Source organism: Streptomyces sp. NPDC058274, assembly GCF_042881375.1.
GTDB lineage: Bacteria > Actinomycetota > Actinomycetes > Streptomycetales > Streptomycetaceae > Streptomyces.
The window spans coordinates 71,047-96,205 of the sequence record NZ_JBHVXW010000016.1 but is presented as its reverse complement, the minus strand read 5'-3'; the positions used below and the strand labels follow the sequence as shown (position 1 = coordinate 96,205).

At 69.7% G+C, this 25,159-nt stretch carries 25 protein-coding genes; 13 read left to right on the top strand and 12 right to left on the bottom strand.

Annotated features, from left to right (window positions below; all coding sequences use genetic code 11):
- Window positions 1–35 precede the first annotated feature (35 nt).
- Window positions 36–1,118 (top strand): NlpC/P60 family protein, encoded by a 1,083-nt coding sequence (locus ACFVYF_RS27215; protein WP_389459486.1) that lies wholly within the window; start codon window positions 36–38, stop codon window positions 1,116–1,118.
- Between the two features lie 500 nt (window positions 1,119–1,618).
- Window positions 1,619–2,938 carry a PP2C family protein-serine/threonine phosphatase gene (locus ACFVYF_RS27210; RefSeq protein WP_389459485.1) on the top strand — a complete coding sequence of 440 codons (1,320 nt, stop codon included), beginning with the start codon at window positions 1,619–1,621 and terminating at the stop codon, window positions 2,936–2,938.
- A gap of 229 nt (window positions 2,939–3,167) precedes the next feature.
- Here ACFVYF_RS27210 and ACFVYF_RS27205 read toward each other — a convergent pair whose 3' ends face one another.
- From ACFVYF_RS27205 to ACFVYF_RS27195, 3 genes are all read right to left on the bottom strand, one after another.
- Window positions 3,168–3,515 carry a DUF2516 family protein gene (locus tag ACFVYF_RS27205; RefSeq protein WP_389459632.1) on the bottom strand — a complete coding sequence of 116 codons (348 nt, stop codon included), beginning with the start codon at window positions 3,513–3,515 and terminating at the stop codon, window positions 3,168–3,170.
- 131 nt (window positions 3,516–3,646) lie between these two features.
- Window positions 3,647–4,243, bottom strand: coding sequence for a hypothetical protein (locus tag ACFVYF_RS27200; RefSeq protein ID WP_389459483.1), 597 nt, complete (start codon window positions 4,241–4,243; stop codon window positions 3,647–3,649).
- A 75-nt stretch (window positions 4,244–4,318) separates the two neighbouring features.
- Window positions 4,319–4,933, bottom strand: coding sequence for a helix-turn-helix domain-containing protein (locus ACFVYF_RS27195; protein ID WP_389459482.1), 615 nt, complete (start codon window positions 4,931–4,933; stop codon window positions 4,319–4,321).
- Window positions 4,934–5,188: 255 nt separating this feature from the next.
- Here ACFVYF_RS27195 and ACFVYF_RS27190 point away from each other — a divergent pair, with 255 nt between their 5' ends.
- From ACFVYF_RS27190 to ACFVYF_RS27170, 5 genes are read left to right on the top strand one after another with little or no spacing between them, the layout of a single operon-like run.
- Window positions 5,189–5,752: a hypothetical protein gene (locus ACFVYF_RS27190; protein WP_389459480.1), complete on the top strand. Its 564-nt coding sequence runs from the start codon at window positions 5,189–5,191 to the stop codon at window positions 5,750–5,752.
- Window positions 5,749–5,892 (top strand): hypothetical protein, encoded by a 144-nt coding sequence (locus ACFVYF_RS27185; RefSeq protein WP_389459478.1) that lies wholly within the window; start codon window positions 5,749–5,751, stop codon window positions 5,890–5,892. Before ACFVYF_RS27190 ends, ACFVYF_RS27185 begins: the two co-directional genes overlap by 4 nt.
- Window positions 5,893–7,308, top strand: coding sequence for a Mu transposase C-terminal domain-containing protein (locus ACFVYF_RS27180; protein WP_389459477.1), 1,416 nt, complete (start codon window positions 5,893–5,895; stop codon window positions 7,306–7,308).
- On the top strand, window positions 7,280–7,480 hold the full coding sequence (locus ACFVYF_RS27175; RefSeq protein WP_389459475.1) for a hypothetical protein: 201 nt from the start codon (window positions 7,280–7,282) through the stop codon (window positions 7,478–7,480). Before ACFVYF_RS27180 ends, ACFVYF_RS27175 begins: the two co-directional genes overlap by 29 nt.
- A 25-nt stretch (window positions 7,481–7,505) precedes the next feature.
- Window positions 7,506–8,039: an SMI1/KNR4 family protein gene (locus ACFVYF_RS27170; protein ID WP_389459473.1), complete on the top strand. Its 534-nt coding sequence runs from the start codon at window positions 7,506–7,508 to the stop codon at window positions 8,037–8,039.
- Window positions 8,040–8,154: 115 nt separating this feature from the next.
- Here the strand turns inward: ACFVYF_RS27170 and ACFVYF_RS27165 are convergent, their stop codons facing one another.
- From ACFVYF_RS27165 to ACFVYF_RS27155, 3 genes are all read right to left on the bottom strand, one after another.
- Entirely contained in the window at window positions 8,155–8,586 is a 432-nt protein-coding gene (locus ACFVYF_RS27165) for a DUF4240 domain-containing protein (RefSeq protein WP_389459631.1), read from the bottom strand.
- 243 nt (window positions 8,587–8,829) lie between these two features.
- Entirely contained in the window at window positions 8,830–9,687 is an 858-nt protein-coding gene (locus ACFVYF_RS27160; RefSeq protein ID WP_389459471.1) for an acyl-CoA thioester hydrolase/BAAT C-terminal domain-containing protein, read from the bottom strand.
- Between the two features lie 354 nt (window positions 9,688–10,041).
- Window positions 10,042–11,166 carry an FAD-dependent oxidoreductase gene (locus ACFVYF_RS27155; protein ID WP_389459468.1) on the bottom strand — a complete coding sequence of 375 codons (1,125 nt, stop codon included), beginning with the start codon at window positions 11,164–11,166 and terminating at the stop codon, window positions 10,042–10,044.
- Window positions 11,167–11,219: 53 nt separating this feature from the next.
- Between ACFVYF_RS27155 and ACFVYF_RS27150 the strand changes: the two genes are divergently transcribed.
- The 3 genes from ACFVYF_RS27150 to ACFVYF_RS27140 all read left to right on the top strand — a co-directional run bounded on the left by ACFVYF_RS27150 (window position 11,220) and on the right by ACFVYF_RS27140 (window position 14,447).
- The gene (locus ACFVYF_RS27150; protein WP_389459466.1) at window positions 11,220–11,912 is read left to right on the top strand and encodes a TetR/AcrR family transcriptional regulator; all 693 of its coding nucleotides are present in this window, start codon (window positions 11,220–11,222) and stop codon (window positions 11,910–11,912) included.
- A gap of 203 nt (window positions 11,913–12,115) precedes the next feature.
- Window positions 12,116–13,096 (top strand): GNAT family N-acetyltransferase, encoded by a 981-nt coding sequence (locus ACFVYF_RS27145; RefSeq protein WP_389459464.1) that lies wholly within the window; start codon window positions 12,116–12,118, stop codon window positions 13,094–13,096.
- A 490-nt stretch (window positions 13,097–13,586) separates the two neighbouring features.
- Window positions 13,587–14,447, top strand: a complete 861-nt coding sequence (locus ACFVYF_RS27140) for a nitroreductase/quinone reductase family protein (RefSeq protein WP_389459463.1) — start codon at window positions 13,587–13,589, stop codon at window positions 14,445–14,447.
- 410 nt (window positions 14,448–14,857) lie between these two features.
- Here the strand turns inward: ACFVYF_RS27140 and ACFVYF_RS27135 are convergent, their stop codons facing one another.
- Both ACFVYF_RS27135 and ACFVYF_RS27130 read right to left on the bottom strand, forming a co-directional pair.
- Window positions 14,858–16,900, bottom strand: a complete 2,043-nt coding sequence (locus ACFVYF_RS27135; RefSeq protein WP_389459461.1) for a HelD family protein — start codon at window positions 16,898–16,900, stop codon at window positions 14,858–14,860.
- Between the two features lie 155 nt (window positions 16,901–17,055).
- On the bottom strand, window positions 17,056–17,667 hold the full coding sequence (locus ACFVYF_RS27130; RefSeq protein WP_389459459.1) for a TetR family transcriptional regulator: 612 nt from the start codon (window positions 17,665–17,667) through the stop codon (window positions 17,056–17,058).
- 190 nt (window positions 17,668–17,857) lie between these two features.
- Here ACFVYF_RS27130 and ACFVYF_RS27125 point away from each other — a divergent pair, with 190 nt between their 5' ends.
- Entirely contained in the window at window positions 17,858–18,829 is a 972-nt protein-coding gene (locus tag ACFVYF_RS27125) for a zinc-binding dehydrogenase (RefSeq protein ID WP_389459458.1), read from the top strand.
- 144 nt (window positions 18,830–18,973) lie between these two features.
- Here ACFVYF_RS27125 and ACFVYF_RS27120 read toward each other — a convergent pair whose 3' ends face one another.
- From ACFVYF_RS27120 to ACFVYF_RS27110, 3 genes are all read right to left on the bottom strand, one after another.
- Window positions 18,974–21,235 (bottom strand): phosphotransferase, encoded by a 2,262-nt coding sequence (locus ACFVYF_RS27120; RefSeq protein WP_389459456.1) that lies wholly within the window; start codon window positions 21,233–21,235, stop codon window positions 18,974–18,976.
- A 430-nt stretch (window positions 21,236–21,665) separates the two neighbouring features.
- A complete protein-coding gene (locus ACFVYF_RS27115; RefSeq protein ID WP_389459454.1) occupies window positions 21,666–22,367 on the bottom strand; it encodes an HAD family hydrolase in 702 nt (233 codons plus the stop codon).
- A 32-nt stretch (window positions 22,368–22,399) separates the two neighbouring features.
- Window positions 22,400–23,284, bottom strand: coding sequence for a GntR family transcriptional regulator (locus ACFVYF_RS27110; protein WP_389459453.1), 885 nt, complete (start codon window positions 23,282–23,284; stop codon window positions 22,400–22,402).
- 211 nt (window positions 23,285–23,495) lie between these two features.
- Between ACFVYF_RS27110 and ACFVYF_RS27105 the strand changes: the two genes are divergently transcribed.
- Window positions 23,496–23,684, top strand: coding sequence for a hypothetical protein (locus ACFVYF_RS27105; RefSeq protein WP_383276761.1), 189 nt, complete (start codon window positions 23,496–23,498; stop codon window positions 23,682–23,684).
- A 58-nt stretch (window positions 23,685–23,742) separates the two neighbouring features.
- On the opposite strand, the gene ACFVYF_RS27100 is transcribed toward ACFVYF_RS27105, so the two are convergent.
- Window positions 23,743–24,651, bottom strand: coding sequence for a GntR family transcriptional regulator (locus ACFVYF_RS27100; protein WP_389459451.1), 909 nt, complete (start codon window positions 24,649–24,651; stop codon window positions 23,743–23,745).
- A 233-nt stretch (window positions 24,652–24,884) separates the two neighbouring features.
- Here ACFVYF_RS27100 and ACFVYF_RS27095 point away from each other — a divergent pair, with 233 nt between their 5' ends.
- Entirely contained in the window at window positions 24,885–25,070 is a 186-nt protein-coding gene (locus ACFVYF_RS27095) for a hypothetical protein (protein WP_388884309.1), read from the top strand.
- The last annotated feature ends 89 nt before the right edge of the window (window positions 25,071–25,159 follow it).

Here is a 25,159-nt window from a genome sequence, read left to right as displayed (position 1 = left end):
AGTTACTGACGGTAAATCAGGTCGGGGGCGAAGTAATGGGATGCGGTAAGCGGAGCCTGACCATGGCGGCTGTGGCCCTGGTCTGCGCGATCACCGTGCTGGGCGCACCGGGCATGGCGTCTGCGGCCCCCGCGAATCCCACGCCCACCCCGACACCGCCCGCCGCCCCAACCACCAAGTCCGGCAAGGACCTTGAAGCCGTCCGCGAGAAGCTGGACAAGCTCTACCACGACGCCGCGGTCGCCACGGACGCGTACAACGCGGCCGAGGAGAAGACCGGAAAGCAGTCGACGCAGATCGTCGAGCTGGCCAAGGCGATCGTCAAGGGCCAGGCGAAGCTGGACAGCCTGCAGGACCGCGCGGGCGCCGCGGCCCGCGCGCAGTACCGCGGCGGCGGCCTGCCCCCCGAGGCCCAGCTGTGGCTGAGCGACAGCCCGCAGGAGTATCTCGACGGCGCGGGCCGGGTCCGTCAGGGCGAGCACGGCACCAAGGGCCTGCTCGCCGAGATGAAGCGCACCCAGCAGGACCTGGCGCAGTACACGAAGGACGCCTCCGCGCAGTGGGAGCGGCTGGAGGCCAACCGCAAGACCAGGGCCGCCGCCAAGAAGAAGATCAAGCAGCGGATCGCCGCCGCCGAGAAGCTGGAATCGCAGCTGGAGAAGGACGAGAAGAAGCGGCTGGCGAAGCTGGAGGAGGACGCCGCGTACCAGGCACAGACGGCCTGGCTGAGCTCCGGCGTCCTCAAGGAGATCAACAGCAAGGCATCCGCCCAGGGCAAGAAGGCCGTGGAGTACGCGACGGCGCAGGTCGGCCTGCCGTACGTATGGGGCGCCGAGGGCCCGAAGTCGTTCGACTGCTCGGGGCTGACGTCCCAGGCCTGGGCCTCCGCGGGGCACCCGATTCCGCGCACCTCGCAGCAGCAGTGGCAGCAGCTCGAGCGCGTGGACATCAAGGACATGCGCCCCGGCGACCTCGTCATCTACTTCGCCGACGCCAGCCACGTCGGGATGTACATCGGCGACGGCGCCATCGTCCACGCCCCCCGCCCGGGCCGCACAGTGACGATCACGGGCGCCGGCTCCATGCCGATCCTGGGCGTCGTACGACCCGACAAGTGACGCATACCCGCACGCAATCGGTCCTGGCCGCCGTACGACGTGACGGCCTGGGCGTCGTACGACCCGACAAGTGACGCATCACCGCACGCAATCGGTCCTGGCCGCCGTACGACGTGACGGCCTGGGCGGCGTACGACCCGACAAGTGACGCATACCCGCACGCAATCGGTCCTGACCGCCGTACGGCGTGACGGCCTGGGATCCTGCAACCCGACAAGTGACGCATACCCGCACGGAATCGGTCCCGGCCGCAGTACGACGTGACGGACCGCACGTGGGATGAGTCACGTCCGTGCGGGCGGGCAACCTCCGGGACGTGACCTTCGTCATCCTGGTCGGGACGACGCCATGCCCAATTGCGGTAGGGGATGCGGCATATGACGGTGGCCGTCTGCCGCGCACCATTCCATTGCGGCGCCGGCTACCGCTATGGTCCCCGTCGGTGGGTCGAGGACCTTCGCCCCACCACGCCCTCGGGGGGAGGGAAGGAACCCAAGACGATGCCCGTACCCGTACCGCGGCAGAGAGCGATCCCGGCCGTGGAAAGTGGTCAGGCTCGAGCCGCGTCCTCACCCGGCGCCCTGTCCGGCGTCCTGTCTTCAGGCGGATCGGCCCCGGGCGCCACGGCCCCTGCCGACAACGCCACCACTCATCTCACCCTGCTGGTCATCGAGGACGACCCGGCCGGTTCGCTCCCTGTGCCCGAAATGCTGGACGCCGCGGGCAAGCCGATCCGCATCCGTACCGCGCGCAACCTCACCGAGGCCGAGCGGCTGCTCACCGACGACGTCCACTGCATTCTTCTCGACCTCACGCTGCCGGCTCCGGGCCGGGCGGCCGACGGGGACGACGAGCTGGGCACGCTCAAGCACGTGCTGCGGCTCGCACCCCGGCACGCCGTCCTCGCGCTCACCGGCTCCGGGGACGCCGAGCGCGGCGCGGAAGCGGTCCGCGTCGGCGCCCAGGACTATCTCCTGCGCGAGGAACTGGACGGACGGCTGCTGAGCCGCGCGATCCGGTACGCGGTCGAGCGGAAACGTTCCGACACGGCCGAGCGCCGGCTGACCGAGTCCCGGATGCGCGCCCAGGAGAACGCCCGCCTCGAACGCGGACTGCTGCCCACACCCCTGCTCCAGGGCTCCTCGCTGCGCTTCGCGGCCCGCTACCGCCCCGGCCGCTCCCGCGCGCTGCTCGGCGGCGACTTCTACGACACCGTGCGCACGCCCGACGGCACCGTGCACGCCATGATCGGCGACGTCTGCGGACACGGCCCGGACGAGGCGGCGCTCGGGGTGGAGCTGCGGATCGCCTGGCGCGCGCTGACCCTCGCGGGCCTGTGCGGGGACGAGCTGCTCTCGACGCTTCAGCAGGTGCTGGAGCACGAGCGCGACAACGACGAGATCTTCGCGACGCTCTGCACGGTGGACATCGCGCCGGACGGCCGCCGGGCCGGGCTGTGCCTGGCCGGCCACCCCGCGCCGCTGATCGCCCGCCCGGGGCGTCCCGCCCAGCTCCTGCCGTACCAGTACAACGGCCCCGCGCTCGGCCTGCTGCCGCAGGCCCGCTGGCCGCGCATGCAGGTGGAGCTGGGCCCCGTATGGAGTCTGATGCTCTACACCGACGGCCTGATCGAGGGCCGCATCGGCGCCGGCAAGGAGCGACTCGGCCAGGACGGCATGGTGGAACTGGTCCGCCGCCGGCTCGCCGAGGGCCTGGAGGGCGAGGAGCTCCTGCAGGCGACGGTGAGCGAGGTCAGGGACCTCAATGGGGGCGAGCTCACGGATGACGTGGCGGTGCTGCTGCTGGACCGGGGGCGGTAGGCGGGGTCGTCGCGCGCGGAGTTGACGCCCGCTGCCGTACGGGGCTGTGGCCGCCGTACGGCATGTGTCTTTGCGGTCGCCGCTCAGGGGGACGCGACCGCCGTACGTACGAACCGTCGCCGTTTTACGGGCCGTACCGGCTGTTGCCGTGACCGCCGTACGAGCCGTCGCGGCCTTGCAGGCCATACCGGACGTGGACGTACGGCTTTCGTTGTCCTGCCGTCGGGGGTCAGCGGCCGCCGTTGTACGGGCCGTAGGGGCCGTCGCTGCTGGAGCCGCCGCGGCGGCCCCGGCCGCCACCGCCGCCGGAGGCGGTCCTGACCGCGGGCCGGACATCCACGATGTAGACGATGCTGGCGATGACGCCGATGATCGGCAGGAACGAGAAGATCGAGAAGATGTAGCTCACCACGAGGGCGAGCGCCAGGATAATCAGCCAGAACGGCTTGGTCTGCTTGTCCGCGGCGCGGAACGCGTCCTCGCGCCGGAAGACCGCGTCGAACAGCCCGAAGGCGGCAAGGGCCATCAGGACGATCTTCAGCAGTCCCAACAACCCCGCGAAGCCCAACATCAGCATGCTGCCCACCGCCCGTTCCTACCCGATATCTACGCGGTCACCGTACCCGGAGAACGGGCCGGACACCCCAAGGGTGCCCGGCCCGCACACTGCCCAGTCGGTCCACCGGACCGGCGGACCGGACGTCCGCCCTACTTGGCCGGCGGGGTCGTCTTCTTGGCGGTGGTCTTCTTGGCCGCCGGAGCCTTCTTCGCGACAGGCTTCTTGGCGGAGGTGTCGGCGGCGGCCGCGGCGGGCTTCTCCTCGACCTTGATCTCGCCCTCGCCCGGCTCGGCCTTCGGCTCGACCGCGATGGCCAGCTCCTCGATCTCCTCGGCGGCCTCGCCGCGCCAGGTCTTCACGGTCTGCTCGCCGTGCTCGGCGACCTTCTCGTACGCCTCACGGGCCTTTACGGCGTACTCGGCGGCGACGCCGACACCGCGCAGGGCGAGGTCCTGGGCGGACTCACCGATCTTCTTCAGGTCGGTGTCGAGCGAGCCGATGAGGCCGGTGACCTTGGCCTGAAGGGTCTCCTGCGCCTCCTTGGCGCGGGCGCCGGCCTTCTCCTGCACGGCGTTCGGGTCGATGTTGCGGACGGTCTCGAAGCGCGCCGGCGCCTCGGCGCGGATCTGCTCGACGATGCCGGGCACCTTCTTGGCCTGCTGGACGGCCAGGTCGGCGGTGCCGGCCAGGAAGTAGAGCGGCGTCGGGTCGGTGGCGGCCTTGCGGATGTCGTCGGTGATGGCCATGACGAGGGTCCTCCCGGATTGGCGTTCAGCTGAGGGTGTTGGCGGTCCGCGGCGAGAAGTGCCTGTCTGACGTGCTCAACTGGCCGTCTGCTGCGGGCCGGCATCGCTGCCGTCGGCCGTGCGGGGGCCGCGGTGGTCGATGTCCTGCTCGTTCTGTATGTCCTGCACGTTCTGTATGCCTTGCACGCCGCGCACATCGTGTACGTCATGCGGGTCGTGTACGTCATGCGGGTCGTGCGTGTCATGCGGGTCATGCGGGTCATGCGGGTCGTGCGTGTGCCGCGCGTCCTGGACCGACTGCCCGTCGTCGTTCCGGGCATCCTCGGGGGCCGTCGCGATCTCGAATCCGTTCTCCTTGCGGAAGGACTCGTAGATCTGGAGCAGCACCTGCTTCTGCCGCTCGTTCAGCGTGGGATCGGCGAGGATGACGGCGCGCGTCTCGACCTCGTCCCGGTCCCGCTCGGCGTCGAGGATGCCGGCCCGCACGTACAGCGTCTCGGCGGAGATCCGCAGGGCCTTGGCGACCTGCTGCAACACCTCCGCGCTCGGCTTGCGCAGCCCGCGCTCGATCTGACTCAGATACGGATTGGACACCCCGGCGGCGTCGGCGAGCTGCCGCAGCGACAGCTGCGCGTTGCGCCGCTGCTCACGCAGATACTCACCGAGATTGCCGACGTTGAGCGATGCCATGCCTCTACCTTGCCCCACCCTCGCTAACAATTGCAAGCAGCCGCTTGCAAAAGTGCGCCACGCCACGTACCCCTTGATGCGGCTGGACTGTCCTGTCTCGCTGAGGCCGAGGCAGTCTCGGTCTATGTGAGGCATCGGGTCGTACGTCTCGCTCAATCTCGGGCACCTGCTGCTGTGTCTCAGTCAATCTGAGGTACCGGACACTCCTGGCGCCTACGGTCGCCGTACCGGGTCAGCGCCGAGTGGGAGTGGCGGGTGGATGCCGAGGATTTCCAGCTGGAGTACGTCGATTCCCGGGGCGAGTTGCGAAAGGGGCCGCTTGAGGCGATGTGGCCGGCCCGTTTCGAGGTGGCCGGGCCTGTGCGGGCTTTCCCGTCGTGCCGGGGGCTGCGGAGCTTTTCCGGCTGGTACTGGGCGGCGACCGGTGCCACGGACGTCGGTTACGAGTCGTGGGTCGAGCTGAGCCACTTGATGCGGCTGGACTTCGTTCCGCTGGGGCATCTGCTGGCCTCCGAGGGCTTCACGGTGGTCAGCAGCGTCGGTCCGGGCCGTCCGTCGCTTCCGGAGGAAGGGGTGCTGGGGGGCCTGCCCGAGGAGGCAGTGACGCGGGCCTGGTGGTGGCAGCGGCACTTGACCGAGCTGCTCACGGGCCGCCCAGACGGTGATCCGCATGCTCAGGTCCGGGCCGAGTACGACCCGGCGGTGCACTCGCTGCGGCAGCGGGAGCTGACTAAGCTGGCCGAGCTGCAGGAGGCCGGCGAGGACGTGGGCTTGAGCACCCTCCGAGGCTTCGCACCCGTTTTGAGAACGAGGGGGTGACAGGTCTGGTGGACGGCCGGATACGCAAGCCCGCCACCGGCACGAGCCGGGCCGATCCCAGGGTGGTGGCCGCGATCGAAAAGGTGACGGACAGCCGCGTGGAGGAGGCGACGGTCTCCGCACAGGTGCTGCGGCGGTAGGTGGAACGGCTCCTGGCCGCCGAGCACGGCGCCGGAGTGGTGAAGATGCTGTCCCGGGCCGGGTTCTACCGCCTGCTGGAGGCAGTTTCCACGGGGCGCCATCTGTTCGGGTCAGCCCGCACCCGCCGTTCACTGGGGAAACAGCCGAAGAGGATGTTCGGGCAGCTGAGGACGGGGCGGCCGGGCGAGGTCATGGAGATCGACTCGACTCCGCTGGACGTCCTCGTCGTCCACGACGACGGAGTGGTGGACACCTGCGAGTTGACCGGGCTGGTGGACCTGGCCACCAGGACGCTGGCGGCGGTGGTGCTGCGGCCCTCGACGAAGGCAGTGGATGCCGCGTTGCTGCTGGCCCGGGCGATGACGCCTGAGATGATGCGGCCGGGCTGGCCAGATGCCTTGCGCCTGTCGCGGTCGGTGTTGCCCTACGCCTCGCTGCTGCCGCCGGACGAGCGGCTGGCCAAGGCCGCGGCCATCCCGGTGATCGTTCCGGAGATGGTGGTCAGCGACCGCGGGATGGCATTCGTCTCCGACAACTTCCGCAATGCCTGCCGCCACTTGGGGATCTCGTTCCAGCCCGCACACCCGGACACCCCGACCGACAAACCGCACATCGAGCGGACCCTGGGATCGGTGGCGACCCTGTTCGCCCAGTACGTCGCCGGCTACAAGGGCCGCAGCGCCGAGATGCGGGGCAAGGACCCGGAAGCCCAGGCGGCCTGGTCCCTCCATGAACTCCAGGAGCTTCTTCAGGAATGGGTCGTCGCCGTCTGGCAGACCAGGCCCCATGACGGGCTGCGGGACCCGCTGATGCCCGGACGGCCATTGAGTCCGAACGAGAAGTACGCCGCGCTGGTGTCGGCGGCCGGATACGTGCCGGTCGCGTTCAACGCCGAGGAGTACGGCCAATTGCTGCCCCGGAAGTGGCGGGTCATCGGTTCCAGCGGTGTGAGGATCAACAGCCGCATCTACGACTCCCGCGCTTTCGGCCCCTACCGGCGCCAGCCCTCTGGGGCGGGGCCGGACGGACGGCTCTGGGAGGTCCACTACGACCCTTACGACATCTCCCGTGTCCGGGTACGGGATCACCGAGGAACTGGCTGGATCACCGCGACCTGGCGCCATCTGCGCACGTCCCCGGTCCCGATGGGCGAGTTGGTCTTCGACCGGGCCTATCAGGTGCTGAGCGAACGCGCACAGCGCAAGCCCCCGGGAGCAGGAGGTCGCCCAGGCCGCGGCCGAATTGCGCTCGTCCGAAAGGACAGCGAAAGCACCTTCGAGCGAATCTACCGTCCGAACCCGGATGACCTCCCGAACAGATTCGGCCCCGTCCAACGATTCCGGAGAGCCGCGGCCTACCCCCGCATCGCCCTGCTCATCCAGCTCGTTGGCACTGGCACTGCAACCAGAACTTGACCGCAAAGCCGAACAGATCACCGGCGGCACCTTCGCCGCCTTCGAAGAGTCTTTCCATCTGGACTACACGCCCCGCACCACCACAGGCCCGTGGATCCGCAGCAAGTTCAACTCGCTCGTCGAAGCCACGGCCAAGTACGTCCATGCCTCGGGTGAGCGGAAGGCATCGTGACTAGTTGCCTCGCTAATCTGTTCGCATGACATCGAACGAGGACTGCCGTTTCCCCGTGGCCCTGGCCGCTGCCATGGCGGTCCGACTCGACTGCATCGGAGAGGACGGAGTCGACTTCGAGCCCTTCGAAGCCTTCCTCACCGCTGACGAGACAACCGACTGGTTCCGGGCATGGACCTGCAATGGCGAGCTGAACGGCGACGGCTTCCGCGTGTTCGGCCAGGACGGCACCGGTGGAAACGTCGCATTCTGGCTGATCCGCCCAGGTCAGCCGCTGGTCGAGCAGCCCATCGTCTTCCTCGGCTCCGAAGGAGAGACCGGCGTCGTCGCCCGGAATCTCGCCGCCTTCCTCTGGCTGCTGGCGGACGGCTTCGGCCCATGGGAAGCGTCCACCGCACACGACCCCGAACCCGACTGGATGCCCCGCCCCAATCATGAGCTGGGGGCTATCGCCGAACAGTTCGCACCGGACCACCGCGCACCGGCAGTAACCATCATCGAGCAGGCCACACAAGAGTTTCCCGACTTTGACGACACCATCATGGAACTCTGCCGCTGAATCCGGTCACCTGAAGCCAGAAGCGAGTCGGACCAGATCGGGGCACGTTCACAGCGTGACCGAGCTGGGACAGATCGAGGAGATGGCGAGCCAGACTGCCCCGGTGAGGCCAGTTCTAGGTGAGCGAACGCAGGAGAAACATCGTGCTCAGCTTCGGCAACTTGTGCGCTGCTTCGTCCTCACAGCGCACATCCCACCGCTCACCACGAGGTCCCGAACCACGCTCCCTACCGCCTTGCTCCGCTTCGACAGCTGCATAGAACGCATCGCCGCACTCATCGTCGGCACTTGTCAGAAGCCCGTACGCCTCCATGGCGACATAGTCGAGAGACTCCCACTCGGGCCAGTCGTCGTCCCACATCTCCCGCGGACGGTCCACCAGACACTGGACCTCGGGGGTGTCAGCCAGGGAGTCGGGATTCGCCACAGCCCGGCAGAAGGCCCCTCTGCCGAGCCCCACCATCCACAGACCGAAGTAGCAGAATCCATCGTCCGAACACCAACCACCGAAGATCCGGTCGGCCGCTAGCGGCTCCTGACCACGCAGGCCAAGGAGAGACGCATGAAACAGCTCTCGGAGATGAGGATGCCAGGGGTGAACTGTGTGGTGGGCCGCTTGAGGTGATGTGGCCGGTCCGGTTCGAGTCGGCTGGGCAGGTGCATGCTTTCCCGTCGTACCGGGGGCAGCGCAATTTCCCGGGTTGGTACTGGGCTGCGACCAGCGCGGATTTGGTGGGTTACGAGTCGTGGGTGGAGCTGAGCCACCTGATGCCGGTGTGCGGGCTGAAGATCAGTCCTTGCCCTGAAGCGCGTCGAGGACATGTGGCCAGGCAGCTGTCCCCAAGAGTGCGTCAGCTTCGGGCGTGCCTCCGTACTGGAAGCGTGGGGATGCCGACGCCGGGCTCTCGCCGGGAAAACGTGGGCGGTGGCCCGCATCGTGGCGGGCGATCAGACGCACCGTGGCCCCGACTGAGCGTCGGCGTTGCGCCAGTTGTTCGGCGAAGGGCAGAGACGGCCACATCGCATCGTCGCCGCCTGCGACAAGCAGCAGATCGGCCCGCGCATTTTCCACAGGGATCTCCGTTGGAGGGAGCAGATCAGCAAACGTCCGCTCGCTCAGTTCGTACCATCCGCGGATGGCGACCGGCCCATCGTCCGGTCCTGCAGAAGTCCAGGAATCGTCCAGTGGGACGAAGGGCAGCGCCCGTTCTCGCCATGTCCAGGACGATCGATAGGGGTGTCGTGCTCCGTAGCGGCCTGGTCCGACGTTGCACCAGACCCGAGACGTGGGTGACATCGCGATGACGACGTCCACGCGTGGATCGTGCACTGCCGTGAGCAGAGCTGCCTCAGCCCCCTTGGAAGTGCCCACGATGCCGATGCGTCGTGCCCCGTTCAACCGGAGGAGATCGACGGCGGCGGTGAAGGTTTCCAGTGGGATCTCGCAGATCCCCGGAGACTGCCCCGGTCCACCGAACCAGCGGATCGAGATGGCCGTCATGCCCTGCTGGGCAAGGATGCGTGCTCTCTCTCGTTCGACACGCCCGCTTGATCCCGCCACGACCAGGACACCGATGTCACTACCGCAGACGGGAGCGACCAGCACACCCTCCCAGGGATCGATCAGCTCGCGCTCAGTGACATCCACATGGCCCCCACCGGTCCGCCTCAACCTGTCAGCGCACCTAATGCGCCGCAGAGCACTGCTGATCGCCGCCAAGCCAGCCCAGACTGCCTCAGTTTGAGCGAGACAATCGACCCGCCCCCGTCTCGCTCAAACTAGGCACCCGAGGTCGGGCACTCACGCTGCCTCACCTTCAGCGAGACCGGACAGACACCGAGCCCTCGATGGCGGCGATGTCCCCGCAGCCGTTCCGGTTGTCGTGGCGGGCAGAGGCCGGCCCCTGGCCTGTGTTACGCGCTCTGCGCACGCTTCTGGAGCGAGATGGACAGCCGGGCGCTCGTCCGGAAGGACAGCTAAAGCACCTCTCGTGCTTGGCAGTCAGGAAGGCTGGACTTGGTCGAAGAGGGCGAGGGCTTCGGCGGGGTCCGGGCTCACGAGGCGTTCCAGGCCGGCCGTCGTGATCTTCGCCCATTTGCCGGCCCGCGCCCACATCTGTTCCTCGAAGGCGCGGACAGCGTCGTCCAGATCTCCATGAAGGAGGGCGGCGGCGATGGACTCGGCGAGTTCGGCGCCTTCCAGCATCGCGAGGTTCGCGCCCACCCCCAGTGGGGGCATCAGATGGGCGGCGTCGCCCAGCAGCGTCACCCCGAAGACGTGGGCCCAGCTGTGGGACACGGGCAGGACGTAAAAGGGGCGGTGGACGAAAGCGGTGCCGTGGCGGAGGAGGCTGAGGACGGGTGCGGCCCAGCCGTCGAACAGAGCCAGCAGGCTCGATCGCACGGCCTCGACGTCGGCCAGGTCCAGGTTCGCGTGCCAGTCCAGCGGCGCGCGGAATTTGGTGTACACCTTCACGTGGCCGCCGCTGTTGCGCTGGGCGACGAGGCTTCGGTTCACGCCGTACACAGCCAGGGAACCGTCGCCGATCAGCCGGGCGAGGTCGGGGTGGCGGGTGTCGACGTCGTCGAGGGAGGTCTCGATCGAGGTGACGCCGGTGTAGTGCGGCGCCACCGACGAGACTGCCGGGCGGACCCGGGACCAGGCTCCGTCCGCGCCGACCACAAGGTCGAACGTCTCTTCTCGTCCGTCCGCGAAATGGACCCGTACGCCGTCCCGGGTCCCCGGCACCACCTGCGTCACGCCCCGGCCCCACTGGACGTCGAGAGGGCCGAGCAGCAGGTCACGGAGTTGCCCGCGGTCGATCTCGGGATTGGCCCGGTCATCCGGACGGGGTCGCACGTCACGCAGGACGGTCCCGTCCGTGTCCAGGATGCGCATGGCTTGCCCCTCGGGACGAGACAGCGCCTGGAAGTCCGCCAGCAGCCCCGCCTTGTCCAGCGCGAGCTGGCCCAGCCCTTCATGCAGGTCCAGCGTGCCGCCCGGGGGGCGGGCGTCGGGCGCGGGATCGCGTTCGAGGACCGTGACGGGGTGGTCATGGCGGTGCAGGACGCGGGCGAAGGAAAGGCCGGCAGGACCGCTCCCGACTACTGCGATGCGGTGTCTCATGTCGATACACTGTATTGCTCTGATGCAGTGCATCGCAACGGTACGGTGTGAGGATGACTGTGTGGGACCGGCCGGAGCCGCCGACTCGCCCCGTGGCGCTCGACCGGGAGCGGATCGTCACCGCTGCCATCGCGCTGGCCAACGAGGGCGGCCTGGAGGCGGTGTCGTTGCGCAAGGTCGCGGCCCGCCTGAACGCCGGTCCGATGCGGCTGTACAGATACATCTCCACCAAGGAGGAGCTCTTCGACCTCATGGTGGACGAGGTCCAGGCCGAGATCCTCCCCGAGGAGCAGCCCGGTGAGTGGCGGGAGGCGCTGCGCCTCCTCGCCCACCGCACCAGGCAGGCCGCTCTCCGTCACGAATGGCTGGCCGACCTGCTCGGCGGCCGCCCGGCCCTGGGCCCGAACGGCCTCGCCGTGACCGAGTCCACGCTGGCCGCCCTCGACGGCCTCACCGATGTCGACACCGTCATGCGCGCCGTGGAGACGGTCAGCGCCTACTTCATCGGCGCGATCAGGCGCGAGATCGCGAACCTGCGGGCCGAGCGCGCCACGGGCCTGTCCAAGCACGACTGGCAGCGCGCCCACGGCCCGCATGTGACGAGCATGCTGGCCACGGGCCGCTTCCCGGCGCTGACCAAGGCCGTGTACGACGGCACGGACGTGGACGCCGAGACATCCTTCGCGACCGGCCTTGACTGGGTCCTCGACGCCGTGGCCGCCAAACTCACCCGGCCGTCGGCGTAACGCTCAGCGAGAGCGGGCGCCGCCCTTCGTCCCGCTGCGCATCGGCGATGGCTCCCACCTTCGGATCGGCCTGGCCGTCATGCCCTGCTGGGCGACGTCACCGCCCGCGACAAGCAGTCCTGACAAGCAGTCCTGCGGACGTCCCGCCGCCTCCCCCGGGCGGAAACCCGCGGGCGCACCGGCAGCCCGGGGAACCATGAAGCATGCGCCCCGATGACTGGCACCTCACCGACGACGATGACCGGCACCCCACAGAACACGATGACCGGCACCCCATCGACGACGATGACCGGCACCTCACAGAACACGATTACTGGCACCTCACCGAAGACGTCGACGACTTTCTCGTCCGAGCCGGGGACTTCCTGCGCTCTCGGCCCGGCCGGCATGTCATGCAGCTGACCTGGGCCGAGAGAGTACGAGTGCGCGGGGCGGAGGCGTTCGGCACCGCAGCCCCCGTCTTCGGCGTACTGGAGCGAGGCGGCGAGGTCCACGCCACCTTCTACCGTCTCCCGCCCGGTGGTCTTGGCCTCTCCCCGCTCACGCCTGAACAGGCCGACTCCCTCGCCGCCCGCCTGGCCGCCCTCGGGCACTCCCTCCCCGCCGTCAGCGCGGACCACGGCACGGCCACCGCTTTCGCCGAGGCCTGGCAGCGGCGCACCGGCGCGACGCCGGAACTCCGCGACACGCGACTCCGTCTGTACCGCCTCGGCACGCTCGCCCCACCGGAGCCGCTGCCGGCCGGCCGAGGCCGCGTGCTGGGCGAGCAGGACCTCGATCAAGTCATGTTCTGGTGCGGCGAGTTCGCCAAGGCGGCTGGGGAAGACGTCTCCATCAACGCCGACACGTGGGCCGACACCCGCTTCGCCGACAAGCGCTACACGCTCTGGGAGACCCCGGACGGCACCCCCGTCTCCATCGCGGGCCTGAACCCGATGATCGGCGGCCAGATCCAGGTCGACATCGTCTACACCCCGGCCCATCAGCGCGGTCGCGGCTACGCGGGCGCCGTGGCGGCAGAGGTGAGCCGGGCCGCGCTGGCCGCCGGCGCGCGGGACGTCGTCCTGTTCGCGGACCTGTCCAACCCCACCAGCAACGCCCTCTACCAGCGCATCGGATACGTCCCGCTCGCCGAATGGGCGGTCTACGACTTCTCGTGCGCCGCACCGGAAACCGGCTGCTGAACCACCCTTGAAGCGGCCGAGAGAAAGCAAAAGCGAACGATGAGCCGATACGGCATTGCCCAAAGGCCGTGTCCGGCATTACCGTTGCTCCCATGACTGCCGGGTCGGCCTTGTGCCGTGAGCGAGTTGGGTGCCCGGCCTCCGAGTGAGGCCCGGGCGGGCCAGGAGCCCGCCCCTCTTTTCTTCCCCTGAGCACCCCGCGCCTGTTCCACGTTTCCCTCCTCCCCCGCATGTCCTGGGCTGCTCTTTTTCCGACCCTTCTCCGACCCTCCTCCGACCCTTCTCCCGGTCGGACGCCCTTCCCTGCGCAGCACAAGCCGCACCAACCGCACCGCGGGCGGACACACACGCCTCCGCCCCGCGGCGATTTCCCCTGCCTGAAAACAGGAGAAAGCACAGCGGAAAGCAGCCTGAGCAAGGGGGCCGAATGGAGGGCACGAAATGACGGACGCGGAACGGAAGACACCCACATCACGGAAGAAAGCAGAGAATGCCCAACTCAACGCCCAACCCCTTCAATCAGCAGGTCATTGACGAGTTCCGGGCCAATGGAGGCCGGGTCGGCGGATATTTCGAGGGAGCACGTCTGCTCCTGCTGACCACCACCGGCGCCCGCACCGGCACCCGGCACACGACCCCGGTCGCCTACTACCCCGACGGCAGCGCCCAGGTCCTCGTCATCGCCTCGGCCGGTGGCGCTCCCCAGCACCCGGACTGGTTCCACAACCTGGTCGCCGACCCGCGCGTCACCGTGGAGAACGGCGTCTTCACCTACGAGGCCGAAGCGGTCGTCCTCACGGGCGCGCAGCGCGACGAGCTGTTCGCGCGGGCGGTCGAGGCCGACCCGGGCTGGGCGGAGTACCAGGCGAAGACGGAGCGGGTCATCCCCGTCGTGGCCCTCCGCGAGATTCCCAGGGGCGGCCCGCCGAACTTCACGGCGAGTTCCCCGGGCGAGGCCGTCAAGGTGGTCCACGACGCCTTCCGGCGCGAACTCGCCCTGATCCGGAAGGAGTTCGCGGCATCGGGCTCCGCGCTCGGAGCCCAGCTCCGCGTCAACTGCCTCACCCTGTGCACGGGCCTCACCCTGCACCACACCGGCGAGGACATGGCCCTGTTCCCGTTCGCAGCCGACCGGAGCCCCGAACTCGCCCCGGCCCTGGACCGGTTGCGTCACGAGCACGAGCGGATCGCCGCGCTCCTCGAAGAGCTGCGCCGGGTCCTCGCGGCCGAGGACGTGGACCCCGCCGCCGTACTCCCCGAAGTGGAGCGGCTCACGGGTGATCTGGAGGCGCATCTGACGTACGAGGAGGAGGTGCTGATCCCCGTACTGGAAGGGGCATCCGCTTCCTGAGCGCCTCGCGCGGCCCCCCGACCGGCCACGGAGCCGACGCCCCCGGCCATGGCGGGCAGCCCCTCACGGACCCCGACCGCAACCACCCCTCACGGCCCCCCGACCGCAACCACCCCGCGGGCCCCGGACCGCAAACAAGGTACGGCGGGCGGCGAACCGGCCCTACGGACACGGAGACTGAACACCGGCCGACTCGCCGCCCGCGACACCACGGCACCGGACCCGCGGCGCCCCACCGCACCCGACCCGCGGCGCCCCCAACGCACCACCACCCCACCCGCCCCGCGACGCCCCCACCACACCACCACCCCACCCGACCCGCGGCGCCCCCACCACACCACCACCCCACCCGACCCGCGGCGCCCCCACCACACGACCACCCCACCCGACCCGCGGCGCCCCCCACCCCATCACCACGGCAACGGACGCGCATGCACCACGTCCAGCCGGGAGACCGCCCGGGTCAGTACCACGTACAGCCGGTGCGCTCCCCGCGCCTCCGCCTCCACGATCGCCGCCGGCTCGACGGCCACGACATGGTCGTACTCGAGCCCCTTGGCCGTGCTCGCGGCCAACACCGCGACGCGCGCGCCGAGTTCATCGGGACCGCTGTACGGGATCCCGGCCGCGCCGAGTGCCTCCCGGACCCGTACGACATCCGTGTCGGCCGCGATGACTCCGACGGAGCCCTCGTGCGCCAGGGCCTCGCGCACGGCGCGGACGGTGAGGGACGGCACGTCATCGCCCTCCAGAATCCTCAACTGCCCGTCGCTGCGCAGGGATTGGGCGCGCGGTACGTCCACCGCGAGCCGGTCCAGGAGCCGGTTGGCGAGTCCGACCACCGCCTCCGGGACACGGAATCCGGTGATCAGCGGGACGACGACGGCGTCCGGTTTCCCCAGGTGCGCGAGGAGTTCGGGCCAGCTGCGGGCGGCCCACGGGGTCGTCCCCTGCGCCAGATCCCCGAGCACGGTCAGCGACCCGAAGGAGGCGCGCCGAGCGATCGCCCGGCACTCCATCGGTGACAGGTCCTGCGCCTCGTCGATGACCAAGTGACCGTATCCCTGCGGGTGTTCGAGGAGTCCGGCGACCTCGTCGAGGAGGACCAGATCGGCGGCCGACCACCGTGCCGACTTGTACGAGCGCGGCGGCTTCGTCCACAGGACCGCCTTCTGCTCGTCCGCGTCGAGGAGTCCGTCCGCCGCCGCGGCCAGCGCGTCCGGGCCGGCGAGCAGATCGGCCAGCACCTCCTCCGCCCGCACCCGGGGCCAGACGGCATCGACGTACGCGGTGATCGCGCGGGCCCGGGAGATCCGCTGCACCCAGGCGTTCGTCGGGGGCCCGGCGCGCCGCTCGGCCTGCGCCTGGATGTACCGCACGGCCCGCGTCCGCACCCGCTCCCGCCCCGTCGCGTACGGCGGCTCCTCGGCGCGTACGCCGTCCACGATCCGCTTGAGCGCCTCGGCCGGGATCCGCCACTGGTACGAACCGTCCGGTACGGCAAGGGAGTTGGCGCCTGCAGTGGTGACCCGCGCGTACAGGGCGCGGCGCAGCACGTCCGCCATCCGGGCGTCGTGCTTGACGCGCGCTGACGCTTCGCCGTCCTCGGCGGTGACGGGATGGCGGGCGATCTCGTCACCGAGGGTCGACTGCCGTACGCCGGTCTCCCCGAGGGCGGGCAGCACCTCCGAGATGTACGACAGGAAGGTGCGGTTGGGCCCGAGGATCAGCAGGCCGGCGCGCTGGATGCGCTGCGGGTAGGTGTAGAGGAGATAGGCGGCCCGGTGCAGTCCGACCGCCGTCTTGCCGGTGCCGGGGGCGCCCTGCACACAGACCGAGGCCGCCGGGTCCCCTCGTACGAGATCGTCCTGCTCGGGCTGGATGGTCGCGGCGATGTCGCGCATGGGGCCGACGCGGGGGCGCTCGATCTCACCGGTGAGGATGCGGCCGGGGGTGCCGTCGGCGTGCTGGGGCGGGGGGTCGTCCGTGAGGTGCTCGTCCTCCAGGCCCGTGAGGTCGGCGGAGGCGCCGCGGCTGCCCGGCGCCCAGCCGAAGCGGCGGCGCACGGCGACGCCCTGCGGGGCGCGGGCGCTCGCCTGGTAGAAGGCGCGCGAGACGGGTGCGCGCCAGTCGACGACGAGGGGCGGGGCGGCGGGCCGCTCGGTGATCCGCAGCCGGCCGATGTGGTAGCTCTGCCCGGCGTGGTCGTCCCCGGACTCGTCGAAGTCGAGCCGTCCGAAGAACAACGGCCCCTCGGGGAGCTCGCGCAGTTCCTTGGCGTGGCTGCGCAGCCGGTAGCCGAGGACTTCGGCGTCGGCACCGGAGGCGGAGACGTCCTCGCCGGTGACGACCTGCTCCTGAGCGCCTTCGACCATGGCGGCGAGGGCGGCACGGCAGGCGTCGTGATGGGCGCGTTCGTGGGCGAGGGCATACGCGAGGTCGGGTGACGTCATTCCAGAGAGCGTAACGGAATAACGTAACCGAGTTAAATTTTTTACTTGGTTACTACGATGTCGGCGCCGCGCATCGATGACGGCTCCCCCGGGCGACTCCCGCGCCGCCAGCGCACCCGTGCCTACGTCCGTACGTACGTGGGCGCACCGGCCCCCTACCCGTCCACGCCCGCCCGCCTCAACCGCTCAAAAGCCCGCTCTGCCGCGGCGACGGCGTCATCCCGCACCGCGGCCACCGTCTCCCCGCCCGCCATCCGCCGCCAGTTCTCCATGGCGAGGACGCGCTGCACGGCGATGATCTGCCCCGCCGCGAGCCGGGCGTCGAGGTCGCCGCCGAGCGCTTCGGCGAGCGCGGCCTCGGACCGCTCCAGATACTCATGCAGCCGCGCCGCCAGCGAGGGCGTCCCGTACAGCAGCCGGTGGAAGGCGAGCACCTGGGGCACGTCGCTGAGCCCGGTGACGGGGTCGCTCCGCTCCAGCCCCGCGAGGAAGTGCTCGCGCAGGACACCGGTCACGGACTGACCCGCGACCCGCCCGGCGACCAGCCGCGCCGCCTCCGTCTCGTGATCGGCGAACCGGTGCAGGACGAGATCCTCCTTGGCCGGGAAGTACCGGAAGAGGGTCGGCTTGGAGATCTCGGCGGCGGCGGCCACCTCGGCGACGGACACCGCGTCGAAGCCCTTCTCCAGGAAGAGCCCGATCGCGATGTCGGAGACTGCCTGGTACATCCGCTGCTTCTTGCGCTCGCGCAGCCCGATCTCACCCATGCCCCGAGCGTACGCACCACGCGCGCCCCGCCCCTCCCCGCCGTGGCTCCCCCGCCGGGGCTCCCCCGCCGTGGCTCCCCTCCGCCGTGGTCCCTTGACCTCAACCGAACTCGAGGTCGAAGACTGCACGGCATACGCCCGAATCGGGTGCCCGTACCGACTTTCACGTACCGACCTTGGGGAGAGCACGATGCTTGCAGTTCAGGTGGCGGAGTTCGGCGGTCCGGAGGTCCTGGTGCCGGTGGAACTGCCGGACCCGGTCGCCGGCCCGGACGAGGTGGTGATCGATGTCGCGTACGTGGACACGATCTTCGTGGAGTCCCAGATCAGGTCGGGCTGGGGCCGTGAGTTCTTCCCGGTGACGTTCCCGTACGTGCCGGGCGGGGGCGTGGCCGGGATCGTGAGCTCCGTGGGCCCGGGGGTGCCGTCGGGCTGGCTGGGCCGGCGGGTGACCGCCTTCGTGACGGGCGGGTACGCGGAGCGCGCGGTGGCACGGGTGCCGGCCCTCACCCCTGTCCCCGACGGCCTCGACCTCCGTACCGCCGCCGCCCTGGTCCACGACGGCGTGACGGCCGCGGGCCTGATCGAGCTGACCGGCGTCGGCCCCACCGACCGCGTCCTCGTCCTCGGCGCCTCCGGAGGCATGGGCACCCTGCTCGTCCAGCTGGCCCACGCCCGGGACGCCCGGGTGGTGGCGGTGGCCCGCGGCCCCGAAAAGCTCTCTCTGGTACAGGAGTTGGGGGCCGACGCGGCGGTCGACGCCACGCGTCCCGACTGGCCGTCCGCCGCCCGTACGGCCCTCGGCGGCGACACCCCGTCGGCCGACGTGGTCCTGGACGGCGTGGGCGGCACGCTGGGCGCCGCGGCCTTCCCCTTGACCGCCGACGGCGGCCGCTTCTCGGCCCACGGCGCCCCGACCGGCGGCTTCACCCCCGTCGACCCCGCGGAGGCCGCCCGCCGCGCCATCACCCTCCTCGGCATCGCCGACCTCCAGTTCCCCGACCCGGACCGCACCCGCCTGGCGTCCACCGCCCTGACCGAGGCAGCGGCGGGCCGCCTGCGCCCGGTGATCGCCGAAGCCTTCCCCCTCGGCCGAGCGGCCGACGCCCATACGGCCATTGAGGGACGGGAGTTGGTGGGAAAGGTGGTGCTGAAGGTGTGAGCGCGGGTCAAGTGCCGGCGGTCCGGCGCCAATGAGGCACCGTGGCCAGGCTCCACAGGTCGTCGACGTGCTTGGCCCAGGTGGAGACGGCCGCCTCCTCGGGCAGGCGCCCTGACCCGTGCGGTGACGCCGCCCGACGGTGCGTCACATGCCCACTGGCAACCGAAGCACTGTGTTGCTGCCATGGTCGCCGTGCGGCAGCGCGCGGGCAAGACAGGGGTTCGCCTGCCCGCGTACGCGCAGGCCCAGCGAAGCGGTGGCGGCCTGCAGCGTCATCGCGTACGAGTCCACCGCCCTGCGCACGTTGGGGGCGTCCAGGCTTGCGCCCGTGACCAGGCGGTCGAGGTCCACATAGGCGGAACGGACGACCTCGATCCACCGGTAGATCCGGCGGTCCTGCTGCCAGTTCTTGGTGTGCGTGCTGGGAAGGTCGCGCTCCCAGCGGCGGAACATCCGCGCCCGGATCTCCGGCCGGGTCGGCGTGAGGTGCATGTGCCGGACCAGGTCGTAGAGAGGATCGCCCACCATCGCCATCTCCCAGTCGATGATCGTGAGCGCCAAGTGGTCGTCACGGCGCACCAGGTTCCAGGGATTCAGGTCGCCGTGCAGGAGACTGAGCGACCGGGGAGTGACCCGATGCGCGGACAGGATCTCCTTGAGCCGGGCGGCGTTGGGCAGACCCAGCACACCGGCCAGTTGCTGCGATTCCTTCGGCAGATCCCTCACCAGCGAGACCAGCCGGTCGCTGAGCGAGTCGTAGAAGTCCGACTCCTCGGCCGCCGGATCGAGTTGCCGGTAGTCGACCTGCGTCAACGCCACGAGCTGTGCCACGAGCCCGTCCGCCTCGTGCGGGAGCAGTCCGTGTACGGGGTGGTTCGGGGGCTGATCGCTGTCGGCCGGGCCGACGTAGGTATGGATGGCGAAGGGGTCCTTCGGATTGCTCTCGTCCGGTGCGACCAGGTGGTGGCTGTGCCCCAGGGCGAGGACCCTCGGCGCCGTCACCGGGACATCCGACTGTTCGATGGCCTGCAGCACCGCGTGCTCACTCAGAAAGCCACGCTCACGGCGACAGACCGACGCCACCTTGCGCCGCACGACGACCGGAAGGTCACTGCCCGCCACCCGGACGACCGAGTTGAGATGCGCGGTGCCCTTGAAAACCCGCCCTGCGGGTGCCGCCCCCTCGGAGATCAGGGCTTCGAGGACCGCGGAATGGGGGAAATCGGGATGCTCTTTCACTCGGTTGTCGGGCACCCAGTTGATGACCGCCCGCGGAGGGGTGCTCCGCTCCCAGCAGGAGGCCTGCCACCGGAAGAGGACCCGCTCGATCTCGGCCTCGCTCGGCACATGGGGCAGTCTGAGTGGTTCGGCCGCCGTCTGCAGCGCCTTGTGCACCGAAGCCGTGGCAGCGTCCAAGGCCTTCTGCCCGAGCGAGTTCTCCAGCGATTCGGCCGCTCGCATCACGTCCGGGAACACGGACTGGGCCCGTTCGAAGGCGACGTAGTGCCGCAGGTCGCTGCTGAGGCCGCTGACTGCCGCGGGCCTGGTGGCCTGCATGGCCTCCGCCCACGCGTCGATCACCTCGTCCCACTGGAAGTCCGGGTACTGCATCCGGACCAGGTGCGTGGCGAGATCGTGCAGGGGATCCCCGTACGTCGCGAGCTCCCAGTCGACGCAGATCAGGGGCGGGTCACCGCGGTACGTCATGATGACGTTGTCGCGGTGAAGATCCGCGTGGAGGAGGCTGAACGGGCGACGCGCCATGGAAGGCACCCGCTCGGCCAGTCGGATCAGCGCGTCCTCGGGGATGCCCAGCGCGGCGAACAGCCCACCGAAGGACCTCCAATTGGACTGCCGGATCTGACGGTCACCGAGATACGCCAGCGCCCGGAGGAAACCCTGGCCGTCCTTGCCGTTGTGCGGCCAACTGCGGGGCAGTGGGGGTAAGGCCTCCCGGCGCACCTGCGACATCTGGGCCAGCAGCCCCGCCAGCGCCTTGATCACCATTCCGTCGACCGGTTTGCCGTTCCCGCAGACACTGGCGAGCGGAACGCCTTCCACATAGCTGTGGATGGCGAATTCCTTGCGGGAGACAAGGCACTCCGGCACATGCGGCAGAGCCCCCCGGAGAGCGCGGAGGATCGCCGACTCGTCGTGCCAGGTCCGGATGACCACGGGCAGGGCTTCGGTCTGCCGGATGCGCACGACGGACGGCATACCGGCCTCACGGCCCAGACGGCGCGCCACGGGTTCGGTCAGCGGCAGCACATAGTTCTTGTTGTGGTGCCCGCGGCTCGCCGCGCCTTCTGCCACAGCCTGCCGCACGAAGTCGCCGAGCAGATCGGTCGGCAGGTCGACGGAGGCGCGTCCCCCGGGAGGCGTACGGGGAACGGAACGTGGGCCCACTGGCCGCTCCTGGAGACTTGCGCAGGTGGAAGGTGAGGAAGGTGAGGCAAACGTAAATCGTGAGGCGGTGCTTCGCACGACCAGAGTCCGGGTTCACCGGCCACCACGAGGGGAATGAACGGGTGGCCACTCTTCTGTGTCGGGCCGTTCGAGATACAGGCGGATCCGCCCTCTCTTACGCACGAACGAGTGCGGTTGCTCACGCGGTGCGCGAATGCTACAGCACGCCCCTGGAGCGCCCCTTGTGCGCCCTGGCCCTCCTCCACGCCCAGGTTCCGGACGGAGGCCCTGGCCCTCCCGCGCCCGAGGTTCCGGGTTCCGGAAGGAGCCCTGGCCTTCCTCCGTGCCCAGGTTCCAGATGGGGACGGAACAAGGCCGTGGCCCGGACCAGTCCGTCGATCTGGCTCCGCCACCCCCCAGCCGCCCTCGGCTACCCCCGAAGTGTCTGCAGCACAAGCTCCAGCGACCCCACCATCATCCCCGCCCCGGCTTCCCGCAGGGCCTTCTCCTTCCGCTCGTTACGCGCGTAGCCCAGAAACGGAACCCCAGCCTCCCGAGCCGCCAGGAAGTCCGACGGGGTGTCGCCGATCATCAGGGCGGCGCTGGGGGCGGCGCCGAGCGCGTTGAGGGCCCGGTGCAGGCAGTGGGGGTTCGGCTTGAGCAGGTGGAGGTCCTGGGTGCGGCCGTAGATGTGGGGGGCGAAGCACGGAGTGAGACCGCGGGTCGCGAGGTACGTGCGGACCACCCGCGGGGAGTTGTTCGTGGCGATGGCGAGCCGCGCACCGACCGCCGTCCAGGTGCGGACCAGCGGATCCGCGTACGGCGTGGGCATCGCCGAGCCGGTGGCGCGCAGTTCCTCCTGGGTGAGCCGTTCCTCCAGCTCCGCCACCAGGTCGCTGCCGGAGTGCCGGCGGTCGACGGCGCGCAGGACCTTGTGCGGATCCAGCGACTCCCGCTCCTTCTCCGTCAACAGGCCACGCAGTCCCCGCCCTTCGAGCCACTGCACCAGGTCGCTCGCGACCCGCTCCGCCTTGTGGCCCGCGAAGAGCCCACAGATCGGGCCGTCGAAATCGAACAGCACGAATCGTGCTCTCTCGATCAACTCCCTGAGGGATTCGGTCTCTTCCGTCACACGAACAGTCTGCTTCGCCGCATCAGAAGTCACTAGGAGAGTGTCAGGTCCGTCGTGATGGTTTCCCAGAGGGCGTCGAACCACTTCTGGGATTCCTCCACGAACGCGGCGTCCCGCCGGCCCGCTCGCCGTTCGAAGGAGAAGAGCAGGGACTTGCCGCCGAGGGCGTCGTACATCTCCAGCTTCCCGCTGCCCACCTCCTCCTCGCGCTTGGTGACCATGTAATACGCGATCAGCGCCTCGACGCCGTTGAGGAGATACAGCTTCACCGGCGGGGTGAAGGGCAGCGCGCGGAAGGTCACGTGCACCTCGATGCCGTGCGAGGCGCGCAGCGCCCAGAGGTTGTGCCGCAGCACCCGCACCTGCGCGTCGCGCTGGTCCAGCCAGCGCCGGTGGACGGGATCCGGGCCGCCCTCCTCGCGGCTCTCGACGGGCACCGGGAAGGCGAGGTTGATCTCCCGGCTCGGCAGCAGGATCCGTACGTCGATGGACTTCGGGCGGATACGGCCCTCGTGGATGAGCCGGACCGGTTCTCCGAGGGCGAGCATCAGGGTCTCGGCGGTCAGACAGGCCGCGTCCACCCGGACGTTCGGGACCGCGAACGCCTCGGCCAGCCGGGGGGCGAGCCCCACCATCGTGGGCTGGGGGACCTCCAGGCCCGGGGACGCCTCGGCGATCCGCGGCGGGCTCCCCTTGCTGACGTTGCTCAGCAGACCGTCGTCCTGGAGGGCGCGCAGCGCCTGGCGGACGGTGCCGCGCTCGACGCCGAACTCCTCGGCCAGTTCCGCCTGGGTGGGCAGCCGGTCACCGGCCTTGAGCCGGCCGTCGTTGATCCGGCCGCGCAGGGCGTCGGCGATCTCCTGGGGTGAGCGCTTTCTGTCGCCGTTCACTGCAACGTTCTCCTGGGTCACAACCAAACGCTACAACTCTCGCCCATCTATGGGGAGTTGTTTGAAAGTTGTTTATGAGTAGCTGCCAAGTGGGGACAACTTAAGCATAGTTGGTCGCCAACTTCAGCGAGTTGGCGGAAGTTTTGCTTCCTCTCGCACACCGTCCGCAGGTAGTAGCCCCATGCAGACAGCACCTCGCCCGCCCCCGCGCACACCCGCCCCCGAAGGAGGAACCACCATGCCGGCCCTCGCCCTCCTCTCCACCGTCTTCGTCGTCGGCTTCGAGCAGACCGTCCAGTGGCAGTACGGCCCCATGGGCATCGTCGGACTGCTGCTGCTCACCATCGGCATCAAGGCGAAGAGCCCCATGTGCAGCTCGATCGGGGCCGTCGTCCTGGCCCTGTTGGTCGCCGCGCCGGCCCTGTGAGTCCGGGCCCCCGGCCCCTGAAACGAGACCTCAGTTCGTGAACCTCAGTCCGTGAACCTCAGTCCGTGAACCGCAGTTCCGAACTGATGGTCTCCCACAGCGCGTTGAACCACAGATGCGACTGTTCCACGAACGTCGTGTCCCGCAGCCCGGCGCCCTGCTCGAACGCGAAGAGCATCGACTGGGTGCCCTCCGCGTCGTACATCTCCAGATACTCGTGGTCGATCTCCGCGTTCCGCTTCGTCAGCGTGTAGTACGCGAAGAGCGCCTCCGCCTCGTTGAGCAGGTACAGCTTCACGGGCGGGGTGAACGGCAGCGCCCGGAACGTGACGTGCACGTCGATGCCGTGCGAGGAGCGCAGCGCCAGCAGGTTGTGCTTCAGCACCTGCCCCTGGGCGTTGCGCTGGGCCAGCCAGCGGCGCTGCAGCCGGTCGTCGCCCGTGTCGTCCACCCGGGACGGAAAGGCGAGATCGATGTCCCGGCCGGGCAGCAGCACCCGGACGTCGACCTTGGCCGGTTTTATGCGCCCCGCGTGGATCTGGCGCAACGGCTCGCTCATGGCGAGCGTGAGCGACACCGAGGTCAGGCACAGGGCGTCGATCGCCACGTGGGGGGTCGCGAAGGCGGCCGTGATGCGGGGTGCCAGCCCGACCATCGTGGGCTGCGGAGGTGCCGCGGCGCCCGCCTGGACACGCCCCGGGTCAGGGGCGACGATCGCCGGGCTCCCCTTGGACACATTGGCGAGCAGGTGTTCCGACTGCAGGATGCGCAGCGCCTGGCGGACGGCCCCGCGCTCGACGCCGAACTCGTCGGCCAGCTTGGCCTGGGTCGGCATGCGCTGCCCCGGCCGCAGCACCCCGGACCTGATCCGGGTGCGCAGCTCCTCGGCCACCTCGCGATGCGACCTCTGAGGCCCTTGTAACCTCTTCCGCCCATTGACGGGGGCGTGTTCCGGGTCCACGACCAAACACTACAACTTCGGGCCATCTTTGGGCAGTTACCAGGAAGGTGGTTATGAGACGCATCCAAGCGGAGATAACTCAGTTGGAGTTGGTTACCAACTTGAGCAACATGGTCAAGCTTCAGAGTGGTTGGCCATCCCGGGCAGCTCCGTCGGCACCCGGGTGACCGGCCCTCATCGGGGGGATCCACATCCCCATCCCGAAGGCGTCCCACAGACGTCCCGAAGGAGGGACCGTTATGCCGCTCATCGCCCTCGCCGTCGCCGCACTCGCCATCGGATTCGAGCAGCTCATCCAGTGGAAGTACGGACCGATGGGCATCATCGCGTTCGTCGCCCTGTCCATCGGCCTCAAAGCCAAGAACACCGTGATCAGCGGCATCGGGGCCGTGATCCTCGTGATGCTGCTCGCCCAGTCCGGCTGATCGGACGCCCGTCCGGCAGTCCGGCTGGCCGGGCTCTCCTCCGGAGGGGAGCCGGGAGCCCGGCCGGTCGCACCACCGCGCCCACCGCA

Coding starts and splice junctions, on each gene's coding strand:
- ACFVYF_RS27215 (WP_389459486.1), top strand. CDS start 36: ATGGGATGCGGTAAGCGGAGCCTGACCATGGCGGCTGTGGCCCTGGTC.
- ACFVYF_RS27210 (WP_389459485.1), top strand. CDS start 1,619: ATGCCCGTACCCGTACCGCGGCAGAGAGCGATCCCGGCCGTGGAAAGT.
- ACFVYF_RS27205 (WP_389459632.1), bottom strand. CDS start 3,515: ATGCTGATGTTGGGCTTCGCGGGGTTGTTGGGACTGCTGAAGATCGTC.
- ACFVYF_RS27200 (WP_389459483.1), bottom strand. CDS start 4,243: ATGGCCATCACCGACGACATCCGCAAGGCCGCCACCGACCCGACGCCG.
- ACFVYF_RS27195 (WP_389459482.1), bottom strand. CDS start 4,933: ATGGCATCGCTCAACGTCGGCAATCTCGGTGAGTATCTGCGTGAGCAG.
- ACFVYF_RS27170 (WP_389459473.1), top strand. CDS start 7,506: ATGACATCGAACGAGGACTGCCGTTTCCCCGTGGCCCTGGCCGCTGCC.
- ACFVYF_RS27155 (WP_389459468.1), bottom strand. CDS start 11,166: ATGAGACACCGCATCGCAGTAGTCGGGAGCGGTCCTGCCGGCCTTTCC.
- ACFVYF_RS27150 (WP_389459466.1), top strand. CDS start 11,220: ATGACTGTGTGGGACCGGCCGGAGCCGCCGACTCGCCCCGTGGCGCTC.
- ACFVYF_RS27145 (WP_389459464.1), top strand. CDS start 12,116: ATGCGCCCCGATGACTGGCACCTCACCGACGACGATGACCGGCACCCC.
- ACFVYF_RS27140 (WP_389459463.1), top strand. CDS start 13,587: ATGCCCAACTCAACGCCCAACCCCTTCAATCAGCAGGTCATTGACGAG.
- ACFVYF_RS27135 (WP_389459461.1), bottom strand. CDS start 16,900: ATGACGTCACCCGACCTCGCGTATGCCCTCGCCCACGAACGCGCCCAT.
- ACFVYF_RS27130 (WP_389459459.1), bottom strand. CDS start 17,667: ATGGGTGAGATCGGGCTGCGCGAGCGCAAGAAGCAGCGGATGTACCAG.
- ACFVYF_RS27125 (WP_389459458.1), top strand. CDS start 17,858: ATGCTTGCAGTTCAGGTGGCGGAGTTCGGCGGTCCGGAGGTCCTGGTG.
- ACFVYF_RS27105 (WP_383276761.1), top strand. CDS start 23,496: ATGCCGGCCCTCGCCCTCCTCTCCACCGTCTTCGTCGTCGGCTTCGAG.
- ACFVYF_RS27095 (WP_388884309.1), top strand. CDS start 24,885: ATGCCGCTCATCGCCCTCGCCGTCGCCGCACTCGCCATCGGATTCGAG.